This window comes from Idiomarina baltica OS145 (genome assembly GCF_000152885.1).
Taxonomy (GTDB): domain Bacteria; phylum Pseudomonadota; class Gammaproteobacteria; order Enterobacterales; family Alteromonadaceae; genus Idiomarina; species Idiomarina baltica.
Map to the genome: position 1 here is coordinate 99910 of NZ_CH672403.1, position 19937 is coordinate 119846.

The 19937-nt window shown below is 47.2% G+C and carries 18 protein-coding genes and 1 rRNA gene; 6 read left to right on the forward strand and 13 right to left on the reverse strand.

Annotation, left to right across the window (positions count from 1 at the left end; translation table 11 throughout):
* Complete coding sequence (panC, locus tag OS145_RS01900; protein ID WP_006954313.1) at window positions 1-843, forward strand: pantoate--beta-alanine ligase; 843 nt, start codon at window positions 1-3, stop codon at window positions 841-843.
* Here the strand turns inward: panC and panP are convergent.
* Genes panP through mpl form a run of 6 tightly spaced genes read right to left on the reverse strand, consistent with a single transcriptional unit; the run spans window position 820 to window position 6894 of the window.
* Window positions 820-2481, reverse strand: coding sequence for a pyridoxal-dependent aspartate 1-decarboxylase PanP (panP, locus tag OS145_RS01905; protein ID WP_040487582.1), 1662 nt, complete (start codon window positions 2479-2481; stop codon window positions 820-822). The two genes, panC and panP, sit on opposite strands and share 24 nt — an antisense overlap.
* A gap of 4 nt (window positions 2482-2485) precedes the next feature.
* The gene (gene trmB / locus OS145_RS01910; RefSeq protein WP_006954315.1) at window positions 2486-3190 is read right to left on the reverse strand and encodes a tRNA (guanine(46)-N(7))-methyltransferase TrmB; all 705 of its coding nucleotides are present in this window, start codon (window positions 3188-3190) and stop codon (window positions 2486-2488) included.
* The gene (locus OS145_RS01915; RefSeq protein WP_006954316.1) at window positions 3187-3963 is read right to left on the reverse strand and encodes an ABC transporter permease; all 777 of its coding nucleotides are present in this window, start codon (window positions 3961-3963) and stop codon (window positions 3187-3189) included. Before OS145_RS01915 ends, trmB begins: the two co-directional genes overlap by 4 nt.
* Window positions 3960-4895, reverse strand: coding sequence for an ABC transporter ATP-binding protein (locus OS145_RS01920; protein ID WP_006954317.1), 936 nt, complete (start codon window positions 4893-4895; stop codon window positions 3960-3962). The genes OS145_RS01915 and OS145_RS01920 overlap by 4 nt, the downstream gene beginning before the upstream one ends.
* Before the next feature lie 9 nt (window positions 4896-4904).
* On the reverse strand, window positions 4905-5540 hold the full coding sequence (locus tag OS145_RS01925; protein WP_006954318.1) for a flavin prenyltransferase UbiX: 636 nt from the start codon (window positions 5538-5540) through the stop codon (window positions 4905-4907).
* Between the two features lie 22 nt (window positions 5541-5562).
* The gene (gene mpl / locus OS145_RS01930; protein WP_006954319.1) at window positions 5563-6894 is read right to left on the reverse strand and encodes a UDP-N-acetylmuramate:L-alanyl-gamma-D-glutamyl-meso-diaminopimelate ligase; all 1332 of its coding nucleotides are present in this window, start codon (window positions 6892-6894) and stop codon (window positions 5563-5565) included.
* 129 nt (window positions 6895-7023) lie between these two features.
* On the opposite strand from mpl, the gene OS145_RS01935 reads away from it, so the two are divergent.
* From OS145_RS01935 to OS145_RS01955, 5 genes are all read left to right on the forward strand, one after another.
* On the forward strand, window positions 7024-7998 hold the full coding sequence (locus OS145_RS01935; RefSeq protein ID WP_006954320.1) for a class 1 fructose-bisphosphatase: 975 nt from the start codon (window positions 7024-7026) through the stop codon (window positions 7996-7998).
* Window positions 7999-8078: 80 nt separating this feature from the next.
* On the forward strand, window positions 8079-8606 hold the full coding sequence (ppa, locus tag OS145_RS01940) for an inorganic diphosphatase (RefSeq protein WP_006954321.1): 528 nt from the start codon (window positions 8079-8081) through the stop codon (window positions 8604-8606).
* 2 nt (window positions 8607-8608) lie between these two features.
* Window positions 8609-9316, forward strand: coding sequence for an ABC transporter ATP-binding protein (locus OS145_RS01945; RefSeq protein ID WP_006954322.1), 708 nt, complete (start codon window positions 8609-8611; stop codon window positions 9314-9316).
* Window positions 9309-10562 carry an ABC transporter permease gene (locus tag OS145_RS01950; protein ID WP_006954323.1) on the forward strand — a complete coding sequence of 418 codons (1254 nt, stop codon included), beginning with the start codon at window positions 9309-9311 and terminating at the stop codon, window positions 10560-10562. The genes OS145_RS01945 and OS145_RS01950 overlap by 8 nt, the downstream gene beginning before the upstream one ends.
* Window positions 10559-11047 (forward strand): DUF3299 domain-containing protein, encoded by a 489-nt coding sequence (locus OS145_RS01955; protein ID WP_006954324.1) that lies wholly within the window; start codon window positions 10559-10561, stop codon window positions 11045-11047. Before OS145_RS01950 ends, OS145_RS01955 begins: the two co-directional genes overlap by 4 nt.
* 5 nt (window positions 11048-11052) lie before the next feature.
* Here OS145_RS01955 and OS145_RS01960 read toward each other — a convergent pair whose 3' ends face one another.
* The 7 genes from OS145_RS01960 to rrf form a co-directional block, all read right to left on the reverse strand.
* A complete protein-coding gene (locus OS145_RS01960; RefSeq protein ID WP_006954325.1) occupies window positions 11053-13269 on the reverse strand; it encodes a GGDEF/EAL domain-containing response regulator in 2217 nt (738 codons plus the stop codon).
* Between the two features lie 79 nt (window positions 13270-13348).
* Window positions 13349-14059 carry a TIGR04219 family outer membrane beta-barrel protein gene (locus OS145_RS01965; protein ID WP_006954326.1) on the reverse strand — a complete coding sequence of 237 codons (711 nt, stop codon included), beginning with the start codon at window positions 14057-14059 and terminating at the stop codon, window positions 13349-13351.
* Between the two features lie 22 nt (window positions 14060-14081).
* The gene (locus OS145_RS01970) at window positions 14082-15083 is read right to left on the reverse strand and encodes a DUF2333 family protein (RefSeq protein ID WP_006954327.1); all 1002 of its coding nucleotides are present in this window, start codon (window positions 15081-15083) and stop codon (window positions 14082-14084) included.
* Between the two features lie 6 nt (window positions 15084-15089).
* Entirely contained in the window at window positions 15090-15509 is a 420-nt protein-coding gene (locus OS145_RS01975; RefSeq protein WP_006954328.1) for a copper chaperone PCu(A)C, read from the reverse strand.
* Between the two features lie 35 nt (window positions 15510-15544).
* Window positions 15545-15868 (reverse strand): hypothetical protein, encoded by a 324-nt coding sequence (locus OS145_RS01980; RefSeq protein WP_006954329.1) that lies wholly within the window; start codon window positions 15866-15868, stop codon window positions 15545-15547.
* Between the two features lie 171 nt (window positions 15869-16039).
* Window positions 16040-18451 carry a TonB-dependent receptor plug domain-containing protein gene (locus OS145_RS01985; RefSeq protein WP_006954330.1) on the reverse strand — a complete coding sequence of 804 codons (2412 nt, stop codon included), beginning with the start codon at window positions 18449-18451 and terminating at the stop codon, window positions 16040-16042.
* A 676-nt stretch (window positions 18452-19127) separates the two neighbouring features.
* A 5S ribosomal RNA gene (gene rrf / locus OS145_RS01990) occupies window positions 19128-19243 on the reverse strand.
* Window positions 19244-19937 lie beyond the last annotated feature (694 nt).

Below are 19937 nucleotides of genomic sequence, written 5' to 3' on the forward strand. Positions count from 1 at the left end.
ATGTTAGTACTAAAAAACTTAAAAAGTATGCGTCAGTGGCGCTCGGAACAAACCACTTCGGTTGCTTTAGTGCCTACCATGGGCAATTTACATGAAGGTCACTTGAGCCTAGTTAAAAAGGCACAAACACTGGCAGATAAAGTTGTCGTCAGCATCTTTGTGAATCCCATGCAATTTGGAGCAGGCGAAGACCTTGATAGTTACCCACGAACGTTGGAGCAAGACTGCCGTCTGTTAAGTGATGCCGGTGCGCACGCAGTCTTCACACCTACTGTCGATGAGGTTTACCCACGCGGACTCGAGCAACAAACCCGCGTCGAGGTTCCCGGCATCAGCGACATACTATGCGGTGCGAGCCGCCCAGGCCACTTTACCGGCGTGGCGACTATCGTATGTAAGCTGTTTAACATGGCACAACCCGACGTTGCGGTGTTTGGTGAGAAGGATTTTCAGCAACTGCAAGTCATTCGTTTAATGGCGAGCGACCTCTCATTACCCGTTCAGGTTATCGGTGCACCGATACAACGTGAAAGCTCGGGTTTAGCGATGAGTTCAAGGAATGGATACTTATCAACTTCGCAACGAGAGCAGGCAAGTCTTATTTATCAGCAGCTGTGTTGGGTCAAGCAACACTTGAGTAGCGCCTCTAAAGCCACTTCGTTATGCCGACAAGCAAGCCAACAGCTTTCGCAACATGGTTTTGCAGTCGATTATTTTGAAGTCCGAAATGCTAAGGACCTGACACCTGCCTCGAACGATGCCACTGAATGGGTAGTTTTGGCGGCTGCCAAACTCGGCAGCACGCGCTTGATTGATAACTTACGCGTCGCGAATCAAACCTAACTCGCGCATTTCAGTGTGTAACGCCCCTCTTAGGCTCGTTGCTTTCTCAGCAATTTCGCGTTGTTCCGCGATAATTTCACGTAGCATGTCATGGGTCGTGAGCGGATTCGCTAATACGACCCTAAAAACTACAGTCGGCACACGGTAGTAATGCTCAGGTGTCAGCTTTGTACGCGACACGAATGAGCGACCACTTTCACGCTGCCGCTTCTGAATGTAGCGCGTGAGTGCATTAAGATGCGGAGTTAGGCGCTCCACTTGCTCAACATTGGCTGCTTCCAGCGCTAGCTTCACGCGCTTAGGTACAAAGCGATAGGTTAATAAACACAACTCGGGCTCTGTGATAACCTCAAAGTCATCTTGTTCGGCGATCAAACTAGAGAAGTAGCGTGCCTTTTCAAGACTGTTATTTATCAGCAGTTCGTAACCACGACGTCCGATTACATGCATAGCGGAAAAGACCATCATTGCCATACCCGGTCGTGAACCTTCCATGGTATGAGAGCCTAAGTCTTTAGAGCCCTGACGGATAATATATTCGGCATGATGTTCAATCGCCTTAACCATCGCGGGGTCCTTGAACAGCACCAAGCCCGCGCCCATGGGCACATACATTTGCTTATGCGCATCAATGGTGACACTATCAGCGCGCTCTATGCCACTTAATAAATGTCGATAATCGTTGGACAATAACGTCGCACCACCCCACGCCGCATCAACATGAAAGTGAATACCTAATTGCTCAGCAATATCAGCCATGTCAGCCAATGGGTCTATATGCCCAGTCTCTGTGGTTCCCGCGACGCCTACTATCGACAGCACTTCGCCGCCTTGTTCACGTACGTCCTGACAGGCCTGTCGCAACGCATCAATCTTAATTCGATTATTAGCATCGGTAGCGACGGCCACTAAATTCTTACGACCAATGCCCAGCACATCAGCGGCCTTGCTCAACGAGTAATGTCCGCGTTCCGAAACTAATACCACCAAGCGCTTGTAATTATAATGCGCCAGTCCCGCAGCTAAGCCTTCTGCGGCTATCCCCGCAAAGTCACCGTCTGGCTTCAACAGTTGGTTGCGCGCTACCCAAAGTGCGGTCATATTCGCCACGGTCCCGCCCGAACAAAATGCGCCAAGTGAATGTTGTGCACTATGCATCCAGCGGTTGTAAAACGATGACTCGCGTTGGTAAACCAAGTGATGCAGCATACCAATGACATTACGCTCAAGCGGCGTAAATGCTTTGGAGGTTTCAATTTTGACAAGGTTTTGATTGAGACCAACCATCAATTTCGCGAGCGGCATCAAAAAGTAGGGTAGTGCCGACGTCATATGGCCGATAAACTTCGGTGAAGCTGTATGTACTGAGTGCGCAACTAATTTCTCAAGTAAAAACTCAGTATGGTCTGAGACAAACTGCGGATTTTCTGGAATCGACGCTTTCTCAAAGTCGCGCTCGATATCTTGTAGTGGCTTTTCTTTTGCCACGATATGATCGCCCAAGAATCCTAAAAGGTTTTCAGACAGATCTTTCTCGATTCGGCTTAGCGTTGAGTCGGGCGCCTCGGGCAACGTAAAAATCCGATACAAAGACTCTTGGTTTACTTCCGCGTATGACTTATCGTCAACGTCATTCATATGCTTACCTGTCCACATTCTCAACTGCAGTAACTGCAGCCGTTAAATCAGCGGTTAACCGCCATAGTGCCTGTCCACTGGCTAAATATTTACGCTCAAAAGGTGTCATCGCCTGCTCAGGATCCATCGCAAGGTAACCCACCGAAGCATCCACCTGATTGAGACTTAACGCTTGCGCGACCTCGAGCAAGTAGGTACTCCAATTAGAACGCATCTGTAACTGGCCACCTATTTGAACCACCGCAGGCCACACGGGTGAGCCATGCCAGCGTCGAGATAAATGCGCCTGCTTGGGCCATGGATTCGGGTATAAAATTGTATGCAATTCAACGGGCCACTCAGCTGCCGCAACCAAACGCCAGAAATCGAGTAAATCTGCTCTCACCAGATAGTAACGCTGTCCTCGCGATGAGCCCTCGTAAAAGTCATGTTTATCTAATCGATGACTCGACTTATCGACCCCCACGACTAAGGCGTCAGGATATTGTTCTGCCAACTTAGCGGTACTCTCACCGACACCGCAGCACGAGTCTAAAATAATCGGTCCCTGCCATGATTGCACAGGCTCATTCACCGCATCAAATGCTGCTTGGTTATGAGCCTGTATGGGCTTTAAAAACTCCGACCCCCAGTGCCGACGAGCGACACTCAGGGTATCTTCATGAGGACCTGTTTGGTTCGAGTGTACTGGGCGTGCTTCTTGGTTCACGAACGAATTCCCTTACCTTTTTCTAGCAAGTAATAGGCACCTGAGAAAAACACCACGTTAAAAGCAATTAAAACCCACATGGCAGTCGCAATACCCACATCTGACTGACCTAAAAAGCCATAGCGGAATCCATTTACCATATATAAGATTGGGTTTGCCATCGACACGTTCTGCCAGAACTCAGGTAGCAATGACACCGAGTAAAACACACCACCGAGATAAGTTAGCGGTGTTAAAACGAAAGTCGGTACGATAGATATGTCGTCAAATGTCTTACCGAATACACCATTCAGTAAACCACCTAGAGCAAATAGCGTTGAGGTTAATACCACGGTCAGAATGACATAGCCAATGTGCGCGATGCTAATATCGACAAACATAAAGGAGACGAATGTCACAATGACCGCCACGATCATTGCACGTGCCATACCACCACCAACATAACCAAGAATAATGGCCCACGTCGGTACCGGCGAGACCAGCATCTCTTCAATGTTGCGTTGAAACTTTGCGCTAAAAAACGACGAAGCCACGTTGGAGTAGGAGTTAGTAATCACCGACATCATGATAAGGCCCGGTACGATGAACTCCATATAAGTCACACCACTCATGGTGCCGATACGCTCACCCACAATGCTACCGAAAATGACAAAATAGAGTGTCATGGTAATTGCAGGCGGCACTAAAGTTTGCACCCAAATACGCAGAAAACGCGTGCACTCTTTTATCCAAATTGTTTTTAGCGCTATGATATTGGCCGATGCGTTACTCATTGACTACTCTCCTCTTGTTTTCGGCCGTTCTCAACCATATGAACAAATAACTCTTCGAGACGGTTGGCCTTGTTTCTCATCGATAAGACCTTCGCGCCTTGCCCGCTCAGCTGCTCAAATACGTTATTCAAGCCAGCGTCTTTCTCGACATCAACTTCGAGGGTGTTATCGTCGCTCCAGCGACTGTCGAAACCATCGATTGAGATGTCTTTATGACCTTCTGCCAAATCTAGAATAAAGGTTTCACGGCTTAATTGAGTAAGCAGCTTCTTGATAGAAGTATTCTCCACAATACGACCCGCATCGATAATGCCAATATTACGACATAACATCTCAGCTTCCTCTAGATAGTGAGTCGTTAAAATGATGGTGATGCCTTCTTTATTAATTTGTGTGAGGTAATCCCACATCGAACGGCGTAGCTCGATATCAACCCCAGCAGTCGGTTCATCTAAAATCAGTAATTTGGGCTCGTGCAACAAGGCGCGTGCGATCATGAGCCGACGCTTCATGCCGCCTGAGAGCGCGCGTGCAGGCTGGTCACGTTTGTCCCATAACCCCAATTGCTTTAGATATTTCTCTGAACGTTGATGCGCCAACTTTCGTGGTACGCCATAATAACCCGCTTGGTTAACGACGATCTGACGTACTGTTTCAAACTGGTTAAAGTTAAACTCTTGTGGTACGAGGCCAATTTGTCTTTTTAAATCGGCAAGCTGCGTATCAAGGTCATACCCAAACACCGTTACCTTGCCTTCGGTCTTATTGACAAGGCTTGAGATAACGCCAATGGTTGTAGACTTACCTGCGCCATTAGGACCTAGTAACGCATAAAAGTCACCTTCTTGAACTGTTAAATCGATCCCTTTAAGTGCTTCAAAGCCACCCTTATAGACTTTTCTTAACCCTTTGATTTCTAGTGCATTAGTCATTACTAAAGTTTACTCCTTTCCATAGCCCCAACGGTGCATCAACGACTGTTCAAGACCTAAGTGATCTAGCATCCGAGCGACCATGAAGTCGATTAAATCGTCGATCGTCTCCGGTTGGTGGTAAAAACCCGGTGCAGCGGGCATAACCGTGACTCCCTGCTCACTCAACTGCAACATATGACGCAAGTGTATTGCCGAAAGTGGGGTTTCGCGTGGAACTAGTATCAATTGCCCGCGTTCCTTGAGAACGACATCGGCAGCTCGCTCGATCAAGGTATTACTGCTACCTAACGCCACTGATGACAAAGTACTTGTCGAGCAGGGACAAATAATCATTCGCTTAGGCGCGGCGGAGCCCGAAGCAACCGGTGAAAACCACTCTTCTTTACCGAATACTTGTAGCTGGTTTGAGACAACTTCAACGCCGCGTTTTTCAAGCAACTCGACCCATTGCTGCTGCATCTTTTCAGGGGCCGCAGATAAGCTTACGTTATGTTCAGTTGCCATCACCACACGAGCCGCACTCGAGACAAGTAAATAAACCTGTTGCTTCTGCTGCAGAAGACATTCTATCAAACGAATAGCGTAAGGGGCACCCGATGCTCCAGTAATTGCGACCGTGATGCGGTTATCTTCAGATCTCATTATTAACTACCCAACTCATGATTTATGTTGCTTGTAGAGCTTTGACTAAGCGATTTTGCATACCCTCGAACCCACCGTTACTCATAATAACCACCGTATCACCCGGTACTAGATCGTCGATAGCATGTTGCAACATTGCTTCTGTGTCACCAAATACACGCGCATTAGGCACTGCGCTGGCAATGTCCCACTCGATCGATTCAGGTGCGAATATATTAATACTATCCGCATCGGCAAGTGCGTTTGCCAAAGCGTCTTTATGGACACCGCTTTTCATCGTATTTGAACGAGGTTCAAGCAATACCACTAGTCGTCCTGTTTCGCTCTTTTTAAGCGCATCCACCGTGGTTTTAATGGCGGTAGGATGATGTGCAAAGTCATCGAACACTTTTATCCCGCGGTACTCAAGCAATAACTCCAATCGCCGCTTAGGGGCCTTAAATGTTGCTAACGCTTCAGCCGCCTGTTGCGGTAATACGCCAACATGGAAAGCCGCGATCATTGCCATCACAGCATTGTGCATATTATGAGTACCCACTAGAGGCAACTTAACAGCGACTTCGTTATCGTCTCGACGAAGATTAAATAACGACGCATCCGCTGAGTTAGCATGGTAATGCCAGTCTTTGCCAACCCTTACCACGTCACTCCAACAACCCTTTGTGATCACCTGTTCGATGGCATCAACCTGGTCGGGAATGATGACTTGCCCATTTCCAGGAACAATTCGTAATAAATGGGCAAACTGCTTTTGAATATCAGCTAACGTGTCGAAAATGTCAGCGTGATCAAACTCAAGATTGTTGATAACTAGAGTATTCGGTGAATAATGAACAAATTTAGATCGCTTATCAAAGAATGCAGTATCGTATTCATCCGCCTCGATAATAAAAAAATCGCTTTCACCCAGTGCTGCACTCACATTAAAGTTACCGGGTACGCCTCCAATCAAAAAGCCAGGCTGATAGCCATTCGCTTGCAGAATCCAAGTAAGCATACTGGCAGTTGTGGTTTTACCGTGCGTTCCAGAAACAGCAAGCACCCAACGCTGACCCAAAACATTGTCATGCAACCACTGGGCTCCTGAGCAATAACTGAGCTTCTGGTTCAGTACCGCCTCAACTTCAGGGTTGCCGCGACTCAGAGCGTTGCCAATGATGACAAGTTCGACCGTTTTATCGATATTCTCCGCACGGTAGCCCTCGATGAGATCAATACCCAAAGCTCGCAACTGATCACTCATCGGCGGGTAAACCTGTTGGTCGGAGCCTGTAACCTGATGACCCAGTTCGGTTGCTAAACGGGCGATACCGCCCATAAATGTGCCACAGATGCCAATAATATGAATATGCATAGTCAATTTTCGAGCTAAAATAAAACGCTAAGTGTATCACTCACGCGCACAATCAACAGGATTTTTGCGCAGAATTAATGTACGATACGCGTCCATACACCTGTCACGAAAAAAAGGGAATGGAACGACATGAAACGCCTGCTTCCAACGCTCCGTGCTGATAATGCACCTGAAGGACTGATTTCAGTTCTTAATACCATACAAATTGCCGCCAAAGAGATCTCTTTTCGGCTGCATCAAGGCGCCCTCGCCGGGGTATTGGGCTCAACACTGGACGAAAATATCCAGGGTGAAACGCAGAAAAAGCTCGACGTAGTCGCAAACCAATTGCTCAAAACCTTATTGCTTGAGTCTCCTCGTGTACACGCAATTGCCTCGGAAGAAGAGGACAGCATTGTATTGAGCCCGAATTCAGGCGAGTACTTAGTTGCTTTTGATCCGCTTGATGGCAGCTCAAACATCGATATCAATGGTACAGTGGGTACTATTTTTTCGGTTTTACCCAAGCCAGAAAATAGCGCCAATGACGAATCTATGTTTCTGCAAAAAGGGCGTAACCAAGTTGCGGCCGGATACGTACTTTATGGTCCCTCGACTATGTTGGTAATGACAACAGGATCGCATGTCCGCACCTACACGCTTGACCAAACAGTAGGTGAGTTTTTATTGACTAAGGACACTGCGTCTATCCCAGCGGACACGCAAGAATTTGCAATAAATATGTCTAATCAACGCCACTGGGGTACTGCGGTGCGCGAGTACGTCGAACACCTGCTTTTAGGTGAGGATGGCCCTCGACAAAAGAATTTTAATATGCGTTGGAACGCGGCAATGGTTTCTGATGTCCACCGTTTAGTCACTCGTGGCGGCTTATTTACATATCCGTGGGATGCTCGTAACCCTGACAAGCCGTATAAACTGCGCTTAATGTACGAGGCTGCACCAATGGCTATGATTGTAGAGAAGGCGGGCGGCTCGGCAAGTAATGGCTATGTGCCCATTTTAGATATTGAGCCTGAGCAGATTCACCAACGTGTAGCTGTTGTCATGGGCTCGACAAATGAAGTACAAAAATGCGTTGAATATCATGAGAAGCATGGGTAAGACCTTAGCTTAATCCCTTGCCCCGATAGCGACAAACGATATAATTTAGTGGTTAACAATTAACTGATGTAGGAAACATTATGAGTTTAGGTAACGTACCTGCGGGTAACAATCTTCCCGATGAAGTGAACGTAATCATTGAGATTCCAGCAAATGCTGACCCGATTAAATATGAAGTCGACAAAGACACTGGCACCCTTTGGGTTGATCGTTTCATGGCGACGCCAATGTTCTACCCATGCAATTATGGTTTTGTGAACCATACCTTGTCTCTCGACGGTGACCCCGTTGACGTGCTTGTTCCTACACCTTATCCATTGCAAGCCGGCTCGGTCATTAAATGCCGCCCTGTCGGCGTGCTTAAAATGAGCGACGAATCAGGCGAAGATGCGAAAGTCGTTGCTGTCCCGGTGAGTAAGCTGACTAAAGAATACGACCATGTTCAGGACATTGATGACCTTCCTGAATTACTTCGTGCACAAATCACGCACTTCTTTGAGCGTTACAAAGAACTCGAAAAAGGCAAGTGGGTCAAAGTCGAAGGCTGGGGTAACGCAGCAGACGCGAAAGAGGAAATCGAGTCCTCTTACAAACGCGCTCAGAAGTAATTATGGCTTATGCCATAGAAATCGACCACCTTGCCTTTGCGTGGCAAGGTGGTCAACTCACTTTAGATATTCCCCACTGGCAAGTAGAAACGGGTGAATCTGTTTTGCTCCGCGGACCGAGTGGCAGTGGTAAGTCGACGTTATTATCGTTGCTTGCGGGTGTCAACTTAGCTCAACAGGGGAATGTGAGTTTACTCGACCAGTCCTTATCTAACCTCAGTGGCCGCAAGCGCGATAGATTTCGTGCCGATCACATTGGCTATATTTTTCAGCAATTCAATTTACTCCCATACTTAAGCGCGCTCGACAACGTGCTCCTGGCAACTCAATTTTCTCCTAAACGCCGCCAGCGCGTAGCCGAAAGTGGCCAGTCGGCGGAACAGCTCGCTATTCAATACTTACAACGGCTCGGTCTTAGTGCCTCGCAGCAACAACAAGCGGCGGCTAACTTGAGTGTGGGTCAACAGCAACGCGTGGCAGCTGCAAGAGCATTGCTCGGTGCACCCGAGTTACTGATCGCGGACGAACCGACTTCAGCGCTCGATAGCGATCGCAGAGATGATTTTATAAAACTTTTGCTCGAACTCAGCGAACAGAATAATACAACCGTATTATTTGTGACGCACGATGCGAGTCTCGGGCAGTATTTTAATCGTCATGTTGAGTTAAGCGACATCAATCGAGCAGCGGGAGGTTCACCCCATGCTTAAACTTGCTATTAAAAGCTTGGCTAATCGCAAAACCAGTGCGCTACTGACGGTTATTGCAATCGCTGTCAGCGTCGCGCTGTTACTCGCCGTTGAACGCGTAAAAGAACAAGTGCAGGCAAATTTTGCCAATACCGTATCGGGCACCGATCTCATCGTCGGCCCCAGAAGCGGCGACGTACAGCTGCTACTCGCATCCGTTTTTCATATCGGAGCACTCAACAATAGCATGAGCTGGCAAAGCTATGAGAGGCTAAGCCAAAATCGACAGGTCGAATGGTCGGTACCCATCTCTCTAGGAGATAGCGTTAGTGGCATGCCGGTTGTTGCGACAACCGCCGGTTATTTCCAGCATTTTAAGTATGCCAACCAACAGCCACTTAAATTGCAGCACGGCGAGTGGTTTAATCATTCTGAGCAAGCCGTATTAGGTGCTGATGCCGCAGAAAAGTTGGCCTTTAATGTTGGTGACCAACTCATTATCGCACATGGCACAGGCGGCATAAGCTTTAGCCAACACAGTGGACATCCAATTGATGTTGTTGGCGTTTTGAAACGCACAGGCACCCCTGTTGATCAATCAGTATATGTCGACTTAGAAACCCTAGAAGACATTCACAGTGGTACACCAGATGCCAACGCCGACGATAAGTCTCATCATAGCCATGATGAGCATGCGGATCATCATCATCCAACCAACGCGATTAGTGCCGCTTTGATTGGACTAAAATCTCGCCAGATGGCGTTGTTTATGCAGCGAGATATTAATACCGCAGACGGCGAGCCTCTAACTGCTTTGATGCCTGGTCAAACACTGCAACAGTTGTGGAAAACACTGCGTGTTTTTCAACAAGCACTTAATGGTATCTCTGCAATAGTCGTTATTATTGGACTCCTCGGTATGCTGACCATTTTGCTCGCAAGTTTACGCGAACGCAGTCGAGAGATGGCTGTGTTAAGAGCGGTAGGTGCGGGTCCTGGCACGCTGTTCACGTTGTTGGTCACTGAGGCAGTATTATTAACGATCATTGCTACGGCGTCGGGGCTGGCGTTGTTATATATCCTGCAAATTTCCCTTGCCGGCGTGATTCAGCAGCAAACGGGATTATTGTTTGCTCTGCAGTGGCCTACCGCTGCAGAATGGTGGAGAATGTTATTTGTGGTTGTTGCAGGCTTCTTAATGAGTCTTGTACCTGCTTGGCGCGCTTACCGCCAATCACTTGCAGACGGTTTAACGGTGAAAGTATGAAGTATAGTTTGAAAGTAATGATGAGCACGGCGTTGCTATTTCTGGCGAGTCAGAACATGGCGTTCGCAAGCGAAAAAATTGGTTGGAAAGATTTAGTACCTGAAGGCTTTACCCCTCCCCCCGTAAAGCCTCAGTCGTATTACGACCAAAACCCTGAAGAAGCAGAGCAAAAGTTTCTTGATGCACCTGTTGTACAGGCGCTAGATGGCAAGAAAGTCAAAATTCCTGGCTATGTCGTACAACTGGAAGGCAACGCGGATGCGGTTACAGAGTTCTTATTAGTCCCGTATTTTGGTGCTTGTATCCATGTGCCACCACCGCCTCCTAACCAGATTATCCACGTTAAGTTCGAAGAAGGTGTTCCTTACGAGAACACCTACGATGCGGTTTGGGTCGAAGGAACTATCTCAACTCAACGGACAGACAGTGATCTAGCGGTTACGGGCTATTCAATGAAAGCTGATAGCGTCACGGTTTATCAGTAACGATATTATTCTATGTTGGCGGATTGTTTAGCAAGCAGCTCCGCCAACCGTTGTGCTGGCATGGGTTTCGCGAAATGAAACCCCTGTGCCTCCGCCACCTGTAAGTTTTTGAAATAACTCACTTGCTCTTCAAGCTCAATACCCTCTGCTAACACACTCATTCCCAGTCGATGAGCCATATTCACAATAGTCTCAATAATGATACGGCCACTGTCTTCATTTGAGTTGTGTACAAATGTCTTGTCGATTTTAATACGATCGAGTGGAAGTTTCTGAAGATAACTCAACGATGAGAAGCCGACGCCAAAATCATCAATAGCCACATGAATACCTTGCCGTTTTAGACGGTAAAGTATATCGGCCACAAGATCAGGGTCTTCCATCACAATACTCTCAGTGATTTCCAGTTCAAGTCGGTCTGGGCTGACATTATGGTTTTGTAACTGCTGTTCGACTAACTCAGGAAAATCACGCATTCTAAATTGCGGCACTGATACGTTGACAGCAACGCGAAGTTCGGGCAAACCTAGCTCGTCAAACTGGCGGATCTGCTGGCACGCCTCTTCAATGACCCAAGCACCGATATCAACGATTAATCCTGAATATTCTGCCAGCGGAATGAACTCGCCAGGAGAGATAAAACTACCATCGCGCTGCGGCCACCGCAGTAAGCTCTCAACCCCAATAATCCGTTTTGAAGCTAAACAGACTTGCGGCTGATACCACACCTCTAACCGTCTTTCTGCGAAATCCGCCCGCAGCATGCGTACAATATGTAATCGACGCTGAGTTTCCTGCTCCATATAAGGCAGATAGTAATTATGACGCTCAAAGGAATTCTTCTTCGCATTTTTAAGTGCAATATAGGCCTGCTTAAGCAAGCTCTTACCGCTCTCATGCTCGCTATTCGATGCAGCAGTAAAGCCACAGGTAATGCTCAATGGAATATGATGCTCTCCCGCTCTATACGGAAGTCTAAATAACTCATTCAGATTACGGGGCGAGATAATTTCTTCGGGACCAATTAAACCAAAGACATCAGCGGCAATGCGTGAAATAAAAACCTCTGGCCCCAGTTGCTCACTCAAGCGCAAAGCGACCGACCGAAGTAATAAGTTGCCAACATCCTGGCCTAGCCCATCATTCACATCAGAAAAATGGTCGATATCCATAATTGAAACGACAATATGTTCATCTTTCTGCTTTGCGAGGTCTGATAGGCGTTTAGAAAACTCGCTTCGATTTGCGACACCTGTCAATGGATCACGATAAGCCGCGGCACGCAACTCCTCAAACAAGTTCGCGTTTTCAAATCCCACGGCAATATTGGCGAGAAACACCTCGAGTAACTCTTGGTCATAATTCTCCAGCAACTCTTCTGTTTCTATGTAAGCAGCGGCTTGATGAACTTGTCCATCGATGAAAAATACGGAAGCGCCCTGTAATTGAATATGACGCTTTTCCCGCAAGCACTGTTTCACCGCTTCTTCTATAAATGCCGAATTAAGACTCGAAATTGAGCGATTAATACTTCCAGCGAAATGCCCTGCTGCCCCAAGTACAAGAATGTCATCATCTTTATGTGGCGCTCGCGCTCCTACGATACCCTCGGCTGACAACCCCAATAGCGAAGCTAACTGAGTCACCACGCCCTCAGAAAAATTCACAATAGAGTGCTTTTCCATCAGATTCGATGCAGAGTGAATAATTTTTCGTAACCCGCGGCGGTTTTCGTTGATAGTACGTAGTTGTTGGTATGAACGGATGGCAGCAAAAACAGTGGTTAACAAGCGACTTCGGGTCAGTTCCGTTTTTGTTTTGTAGTCGTTTATATCATAATCTTTGATAACACTTTCTTCTGGCGCGTAACCGGGTTGACCGGTGCGTAGCACAATTCGAACTTCTTCGTTACGTAATTCATTACGTATGGCTCGTGCAACCTTGAGTCCAGCATCATCGGATTCCATGACAACATCCAACAACACCATTGCGATGTCGTCATGGTCAGCCAGCATATCCATTGCTTGCTGACCATTATAAGCATGAATGAACTCAAGCGACTTGTCAGCAATCAGCACATCCGAAAGCGCCATTTTAGTCACGGCATGAATCTCTTGATCATCGTCGACGATCAAGATTTTCCAACTCTCTAATGCACTAACAGCCCTCGTTTCCTCCTCATCGTCGATAAGAAACAGCGGCTCTTCATTTTTACTGCTCATTCTTGCCTGCAATTTGTTAATTCCGATATAACAATCTAGCCATATCGAACTTTAACTGCAAGTATTTATAACAGGCTATCTAGAAATGAACGTCAACTGACACGAACGGACCCGAGAACCGAATATCACTGTACGTATCGTCGATATCATCGAGCTTAATTTCCATATCGCGATACCCTAAACGCACGCTCGCGTCTATCGCCGCATTATCTAAGAACTGATACTCGACTGATGCACTAACATCGCGGATATCGCTATCGTCAAAACTTAATGCGCTCGCCTCAGCATTGATCCACCAAGAAGTGAATGGTAGTCCGATTTTTGTTGATGCGTAAGCCATCGGTACCGTACCAGAGAAATCAACGGGAGTAACAGCGGCATCTGCGACGATATAACGAGTGTTTCCATCAAAGCGTTTTGCATTGACACCTAAGTCAATCGAGACGATATCGTTGTCAAAGATTTCATAATAAAGAATATAATCAACGTGACTAAAATCGCTTTTTGGATTTATGCCATCTCCGTCGACCGTCATGTCATTCCAACGTGCTTTAAAATTCGGAATTAAGGGTATTGGATGTTCAAGTGCAACATAGTAGCTGGAGAACGTCTCACCTTGATCATCATAATTGCCTAACTGTACTAACGGATCAAAAGCTGAAATCGAACCATCGACATTTCCATCCCAATACTGCCCACCAGCAAACACACCTAATACGGTGTCGGCACTCGCTGCCATAGGAGCTAGCGCTAAACCAGCAAGTGGTAATACCTTCGCAAAGTGCTTCATAGTGTTATCCTATTTAAGTTGTTCAGCCTTGTGCTAATAAGCTACGTAATTCAATAAGCGCAGCGTTTGCACGAGAAATATAATTAGCCATGACTAATGAATGATTTGCCATCAATCCAAATCCAGAACCATTAAGGACCATTGGGCTCCATAACGTCTTCTGCGTTGACTCTAATTCACTAATTATCTGTTGCAAGCTAATTAACGCATTTTTATCTTCTAGGATATCCCTGAAATCGATTTCAACGGCTTTTAAATAGTGGAGTAAAGCCCAAGAAGCGCCGCGGGCCTCGTAAAAGACATCGTCAATTTTCCACCAGCTCGTTTGCTCACGGACGATACGAGGCGTTGGCGTTGACTGTCGTGCATTCGCATCACCCGCCAAGGTGACATCGGGCTCTACTCGCGCAACACTGGCACTCAAGCGGCGAGATAGAGAACCTAAACGCTTCTCTACTTCTGCAACCCACGCACGCAAATTATCGGCTCGAGAGTAAAATTGAGCTGAGTGATCGTTAGGATCTGCAAGTGCCAAACGATACTGCTTAAGTTGACTTATCACTTCACTGAATTCACTTTCGGGTGATGGCGCAAACCAACTGGTATGATCAATATTCATTGCCGGCTGAGCTACGACAAGAAAAGTGTTCTCAGCTGATTGGGACTGTGAGCGGCTATACTCGTTACGCATAACTAACAGCAAATCACGGGTCATTTGGACAACCCCATATTCCCAGGCAGGAATATCGTCGACCCAGGCAAACGGTGGCAGAAGGTCATTACTCATATAACCGCCGCGCTTATTTAGCAGCGTATCCAACACATCAATGGCCGCCGTTGAAGTTGCGAAACCGTTTACGGGCTCTAGATTGAGACGCTTAGCTTCGGCTTCAACACGTTGTTCAACGTCAAACGTGTCTGGCTCTTCAGAAAACCACCACGCAACTATCCACAGTAAGATTAGAAAGGATACTAATGAAATGAGTAACCACTTTACACTTAACTTTAATTTGCCTATTCGCATAGCCTGTTATCGACCCTCAATCGGAATTAAAATAGTTTGTGTCTGATTATTATCGTACGAAATGGTCAGATTAAAAGTTTCCCCCTGAGACAAAGGCTGTTTCAACCCCATCAACATGAAGTGATAACCTCCACTTTGAAATACAACTTGCTCGTTGGGAGCAATCGCAAGTTCAGGAACATGCATCATCGACATCATGCCATCTTTCATTTTATGCGTATGGATCTGAGTCATTTTACTGACATTTGAAGATACGCTTTTAATCACTATGGTGGCAGCCGAGTTGTTTTTTATTGTTGCGAACGCGACGCCATTATTTGAGCCTGGGATTGACTCTTTCGCGCGCGCATCAGTAATAGTCAGCGCATCTTGCGCTATAGCTCCGCTAGAAACCATGAGCGCAAGACCAAAGAAGAGTTTTAACATGATATTCACCTCAATTATTGATCATTGAGATGATGTTACACGGTTTTGCGTCGATCCCGAAATACAAAGTAAAGAATCAGCAAACAAATGATAAGCGGCCAAAACATACCAATCCCGGTAAATATCAAGGCAAGAAAACCTGCACCAAGTCCTAGTAGGACGCTACCAAACACAGTCATCACGACAAAAAATACTAATCCAACAATGGCGAAACCGATCAATAGACTGATTGTAAATTCAATGACTGAGCCGACCGCAAAACCCAACCCCGAAAGTATCTCTGGGGCGAAAAATAGCGCGCCCACAATCACTAATGCAATGAGCCAACCTTTACCGGCACTTCGTTTATACGTGGACATATTGTTCTCCTCAACTATTCACTTCAGTGAATATAATTCAAATGTCATGCCAATATATAAGTGATTGTTTATTAGAACATTTTTATATTTACGGTGTTTATTTTCAAAGTTATTAAGCGTTAAATATAAAAAAACCGCCACTTTGTGGCGGTTTTGACTAACTCGATTTTATTAGAAACGGTATTCAACTTCTGTATAAACATAGCCGCCATTAAATCCAATTGGCGAGTTAGTAAGTGGATATTTGAAGATACCATTAAATTGATTACCTTCACCCCGTTCGTCTGGGTATTCGTTGAACAGGTTTTGCGCTCCGACCGTGATATCAAACTGATCATTTAGCGCGTAACTCACTGTAATGTCAGTAATCCAATTCGGTCCGTAAGTCTCTTTGCCACTGGAATAATTGATACTATAAGTACCAAAGTAACTCAATTGAACGTTGCTAGTCCAACGACCTAATTGGTGAGTCAAACCAAGTGAAGCACTACTTGAGGGAACCGACTCTGTCATTCTCACTCGTTCGTCTTCATCAAAAAGAACTTGCTCTAAACCATCAAGTAGCGGCGGTAAGTTTACAGAGTCAATCTCGGTATCATTGTAGCCATATGCAAGTTGCGCTTTGAGTGACCCATAATTATTAAGTTCGAAATCTTTGCTCACAACAAGGTCAATACCCTGAGTGGTGGTATCCACTGCGTTCACAAAGAATCGAGCGTTATCGGCGTTAGTTTGCGCTAAAGCATCAGCCACGGCCTGCGAATCAGTAGGCGAGACGTCACCTGATAGAATGATACGATCATCTATCGCTATCTGATACGCATCCAATGTCACCGCGAGACCATTATAACCTTTCCACACTAAGCCTAAACTGTAACTCTGTGACTCTTCTGGCTGCAAACGACCGATGTTGAGTGCGTTAGCTACGTCGCTCAGATTGTTAAAAGTTCCTGATTGTTCTGGTACTAAACCGTCACCTCTATCAACAAACAAAGTCGATACATTGGTAAAGTAAAGTTGCTGAACACTCGGAGCTCGAAAGCCAGTATTCACTGCACCACGAATAGCCAACCTGTCTGTAATGTCGTAACGACCTGATAGCTTCCAGCTTGTATTATCACCAAAGTCAGAGTAGTCCTCGTACCGAACGGCTGCGCCCCACATAAAATCAGTGGTCAGCTGGTTCTCTGCTTCTAAATAAATACCGACGTTATCGCGACTTTGATCGACTTCCGAATCCGGAGTGAAGCCACTGAAACCCTGACTACCGGACGGACGATCTTGATAACCTCCATCAATATAAGAGGCCTCTTCACCCGCTGTAATTTGATAAGTGTTTTTTCTATAGCTAATTCCCGTCGCTATTGATAAGTCGGAATTATTAAAAAACGGCAAAAATCGCTGAGCGTCAATGGTGACGTTTGTCTCTTTATTTTCCAACGTGCCTGCTTCAAATGACGTCGGTGTTTGAGTCGGCCCTAAAGAGGCATTCAAAGAGTTTTCAACGTTATATTGAAACTCGCTAACGCCATGACCCGCACTGACATCAATCGTCCACTCCCCCTGCAACCATTCGTAGCCTAAATATGCAGAGTAGTCTTTAACGTCTGGTGCAAGGATTGGCAAAAAACCATCTGGATAGATTTCAGTCAGCGTATTAGATTGCAATGCACGACGATAAAACGCACCCGATTCCGATGAGCGGTCACTTACGCCAGCAAAGGCATACAAAGTGCCGCCTTCAACCACTTCTTGCTCATAGTTTGCGAATAAGGCAGCGTTCTCATATTCTGCATCACCCACGTGAAAGCTGTAGCGATCGAATGTTTCTTCTCTTGGATCAGGCTCTCCGTTAGGCAATTCTGGATACTGCTGACGAGGATCAGGACCCGCGCGATTGGTACGGTTCTTATGATGAAATTCGCCGGATAGCGTTAGTGAGCCGTTGTCACCGACCTTAAACCCACCACTAGCAGATAGCTTATACTGCTCCCCGTCGCCTTCGTAGGTTTGACCGACTTGTGCATTAGCTGTGCCGCCAGAATCGTTGTCTTTAAGCACGATATTGATCACCCCAGCAATTGCGTCCGAACCGTAAAGTGCTGCAGCACCGTCGCGTAACACTTCGATTCGCTTAATCGCTGAAATAGGAATCGCATTCAAGTCTACATTGGAACTACCGCGGCCAGTTGTGCCACTTAAGTGTACTAGGGCCGACTTATGACGACGTTTGCCATTCACCAATACTAAGGTGTGATCTGGGGATAATCCCCGTAGAGACGCTGGGCGCACCGCATCAGTTCCGTCAGTAACCGATGAAGACGGGAAATTAAAACTCGGTACTGCGTATTGAAGCGCTTTCGCCGTCTCGGTAATACCCGTAGCTGCTAAATCGTCAGCTGAAATAATATCGACAGGTGCAGCACCATCGGTAGCAGTTCGGTAAGAAAGACGTGAACCTACAACCTGTATTACCTCTTCAACATCCGCCTCAGCTTGATCTTGCTGCTGAGCTAATACGGGTAAGCTACCCAACGACGTTGCCGTAGCAACGGCGAGCGTGATTGCATTATATTTATTCATTACTGCTCTCCATGGGCCATAACACAAAGAATTTATGCAAGGCAATATACCAGTAGTTAGCAATACGAAGATAATACAGTTTACGATTATATATAAACAAAAATTATAGGTAGCGTGCGCATTCTGCGCACGGGCCGGTGTGAATGGTCGCGCACAATGCGCGACGTACAGGGAGCGGTCGTAGCGTGCGCCTTGGGCGCACGGGGCGGTGTGGATTGTCGCGCACAATGCGCGACGTACGTGACGCGGGCGTAGCGTGCGCCTTGGGCGCACGGGGCGGTGTGGATTGTCGCGCACAATGCGCGACCTACGTGGCACGGTCGTAGCGTGCGCATTCTGCGCACGGCGCGATGTGGATTGTCGCGCACAATGCGCGACTTACGTGGCGCGGTCGTAGCGTGCGCCTTGGGCGCACGGGCCGGTGTGGATTGTCGCGCAGGATGCGCGACGTACGTGGCGCGGTCGTAGCGTGCGCATTCTGCGCACGGGGCGATATGGATTGTCGCGCAGGATGCGCGACGTACGCGGTGCGGTGGTAGCGTGCGCCTTGGGCGCACGGTGCGATGTGGGTTGTCGCGCAGGATGCGCGACGTACGTGGTGCGGGGGCGACGTGCGTCTAGCGAGCAGGCATAAAAAAATCCCCCGTGCTTGCGCACGAGGGATTGTTTATTTGAAGTCTGGCGGTGTCCTACTCTCACATGGGGAGACCCCACACTACCATCGGCGCTGGTATGTTTCACTTCTGGGTTCGGAATGGAGCCAGGTGGTGCCATACCGCTATGGCCGCCAGACATAAACTGTCACAACATGGATTCGGCTGATTGTTTCGCCACTCTCTTATTCAATTCGATAAAGCGTCTTACGTGCTCAACAAGCAAACACCTTGGGTGTTGTATGGTTAAGTCTCACGGGCAATTAGTACGGGTTAGCTCAACGCCTTACAACGCTTCCACACCCCGCCTATCAACGTCGTCGTCTGCAACGACCCTTCAGAGCACTTAATGTGCTAGTGAGAGCTTATCTCGAGGCTCGCTTCCCGCTTAGATGCTTTCAGCGGTTATCGATTCCGAACTTAGCTACCCGGCAGTGCCACTGGCGTGACAACCGGAACACCAGAGGTTCGTCCACTCCGGTCCTCTCGTACTAGGAGCAGCTCCTCTCAACTCTCAAACGCCCACGGCAGATAGGGACCGAACTGTCTCACGACGTTCTAAACCCAGCTCGCGTACCACTTTAAATGGCGAACAGCCATACCCTTGGGACCGACTTCAGCCCCAGGATGTGATGAGCCGACATCGAGGTGCCAAACACCGCCGTCGATATGAACTCTTGGGCGGTATCAGCCTGTTATCCCCGGAGTACCTTTTATCCGTTGAGCGATGGCCCTTCCATTCAGAACCACCGGATCACTATGACCTACTTTCGTATCTGCTCGACGTGTCTGTCTCGCAGTTAAGCTGGCTTCTGCCATTACACTAACCGTAC

Excerpts from the sequence above, each read along its gene's own strand:
- panC (WP_006954313.1), top strand. The coding sequence starts at position 1 with ATGTTAGTACTAAAAAACTTAAAAAGTATGCGTCAGTGGCGCTCGGAA.
- panP (WP_040487582.1), bottom strand. The coding sequence starts at position 2,481 with ATGAATGACGTTGACGATAAGTCATACGCGGAAGTAAACCAAGAGTCT.
- OS145_RS01915 (WP_006954316.1), bottom strand. The coding sequence starts at position 3,963 with ATGAGTAACGCATCGGCCAATATCATAGCGCTAAAAACAATTTGGATA.
- OS145_RS01920 (WP_006954317.1), bottom strand. The coding sequence starts at position 4,895 with ATGACTAATGCACTAGAAATCAAAGGGTTAAGAAAAGTCTATAAGGGT.
- OS145_RS01925 (WP_006954318.1), bottom strand. The coding sequence starts at position 5,540 with ATGAGATCTGAAGATAACCGCATCACGGTCGCAATTACTGGAGCATCG.
- mpl (WP_006954319.1), bottom strand. The coding sequence starts at position 6,894 with ATGCATATTCATATTATTGGCATCTGTGGCACATTTATGGGCGGTATC.
- OS145_RS01935 (WP_006954320.1), top strand. The coding sequence starts at position 7,024 with ATGAAACGCCTGCTTCCAACGCTCCGTGCTGATAATGCACCTGAAGGA.
- ppa (WP_006954321.1), top strand. The coding sequence starts at position 8,079 with ATGAGTTTAGGTAACGTACCTGCGGGTAACAATCTTCCCGATGAAGTG.
- OS145_RS01945 (WP_006954322.1), top strand. The coding sequence starts at position 8,609 with ATGGCTTATGCCATAGAAATCGACCACCTTGCCTTTGCGTGGCAAGGT.
- OS145_RS01950 (WP_006954323.1), top strand. The coding sequence starts at position 9,309 with ATGCTTAAACTTGCTATTAAAAGCTTGGCTAATCGCAAAACCAGTGCG.
- OS145_RS01955 (WP_006954324.1), top strand. The coding sequence starts at position 10,559 with ATGAAGTATAGTTTGAAAGTAATGATGAGCACGGCGTTGCTATTTCTG.
- OS145_RS01960 (WP_006954325.1), bottom strand. The coding sequence starts at position 13,269 with ATGAGCAGTAAAAATGAAGAGCCGCTGTTTCTTATCGACGATGAGGAG.
- OS145_RS01965 (WP_006954326.1), bottom strand. The coding sequence starts at position 14,059 with ATGAAGCACTTTGCGAAGGTATTACCACTTGCTGGTTTAGCGCTAGCT.
- OS145_RS01970 (WP_006954327.1), bottom strand. The coding sequence starts at position 15,083 with ATGCGAATAGGCAAATTAAAGTTAAGTGTAAAGTGGTTACTCATTTCA.
- OS145_RS01975 (WP_006954328.1), bottom strand. The coding sequence starts at position 15,509 with ATGTTAAAACTCTTCTTTGGTCTTGCGCTCATGGTTTCTAGCGGAGCT.
- OS145_RS01980 (WP_006954329.1), bottom strand. The coding sequence starts at position 15,868 with ATGTCCACGTATAAACGAAGTGCCGGTAAAGGTTGGCTCATTGCATTA.
- OS145_RS01985 (WP_006954330.1), bottom strand. The coding sequence starts at position 18,451 with ATGAATAAATATAATGCAATCACGCTCGCCGTTGCTACGGCAACGTCG.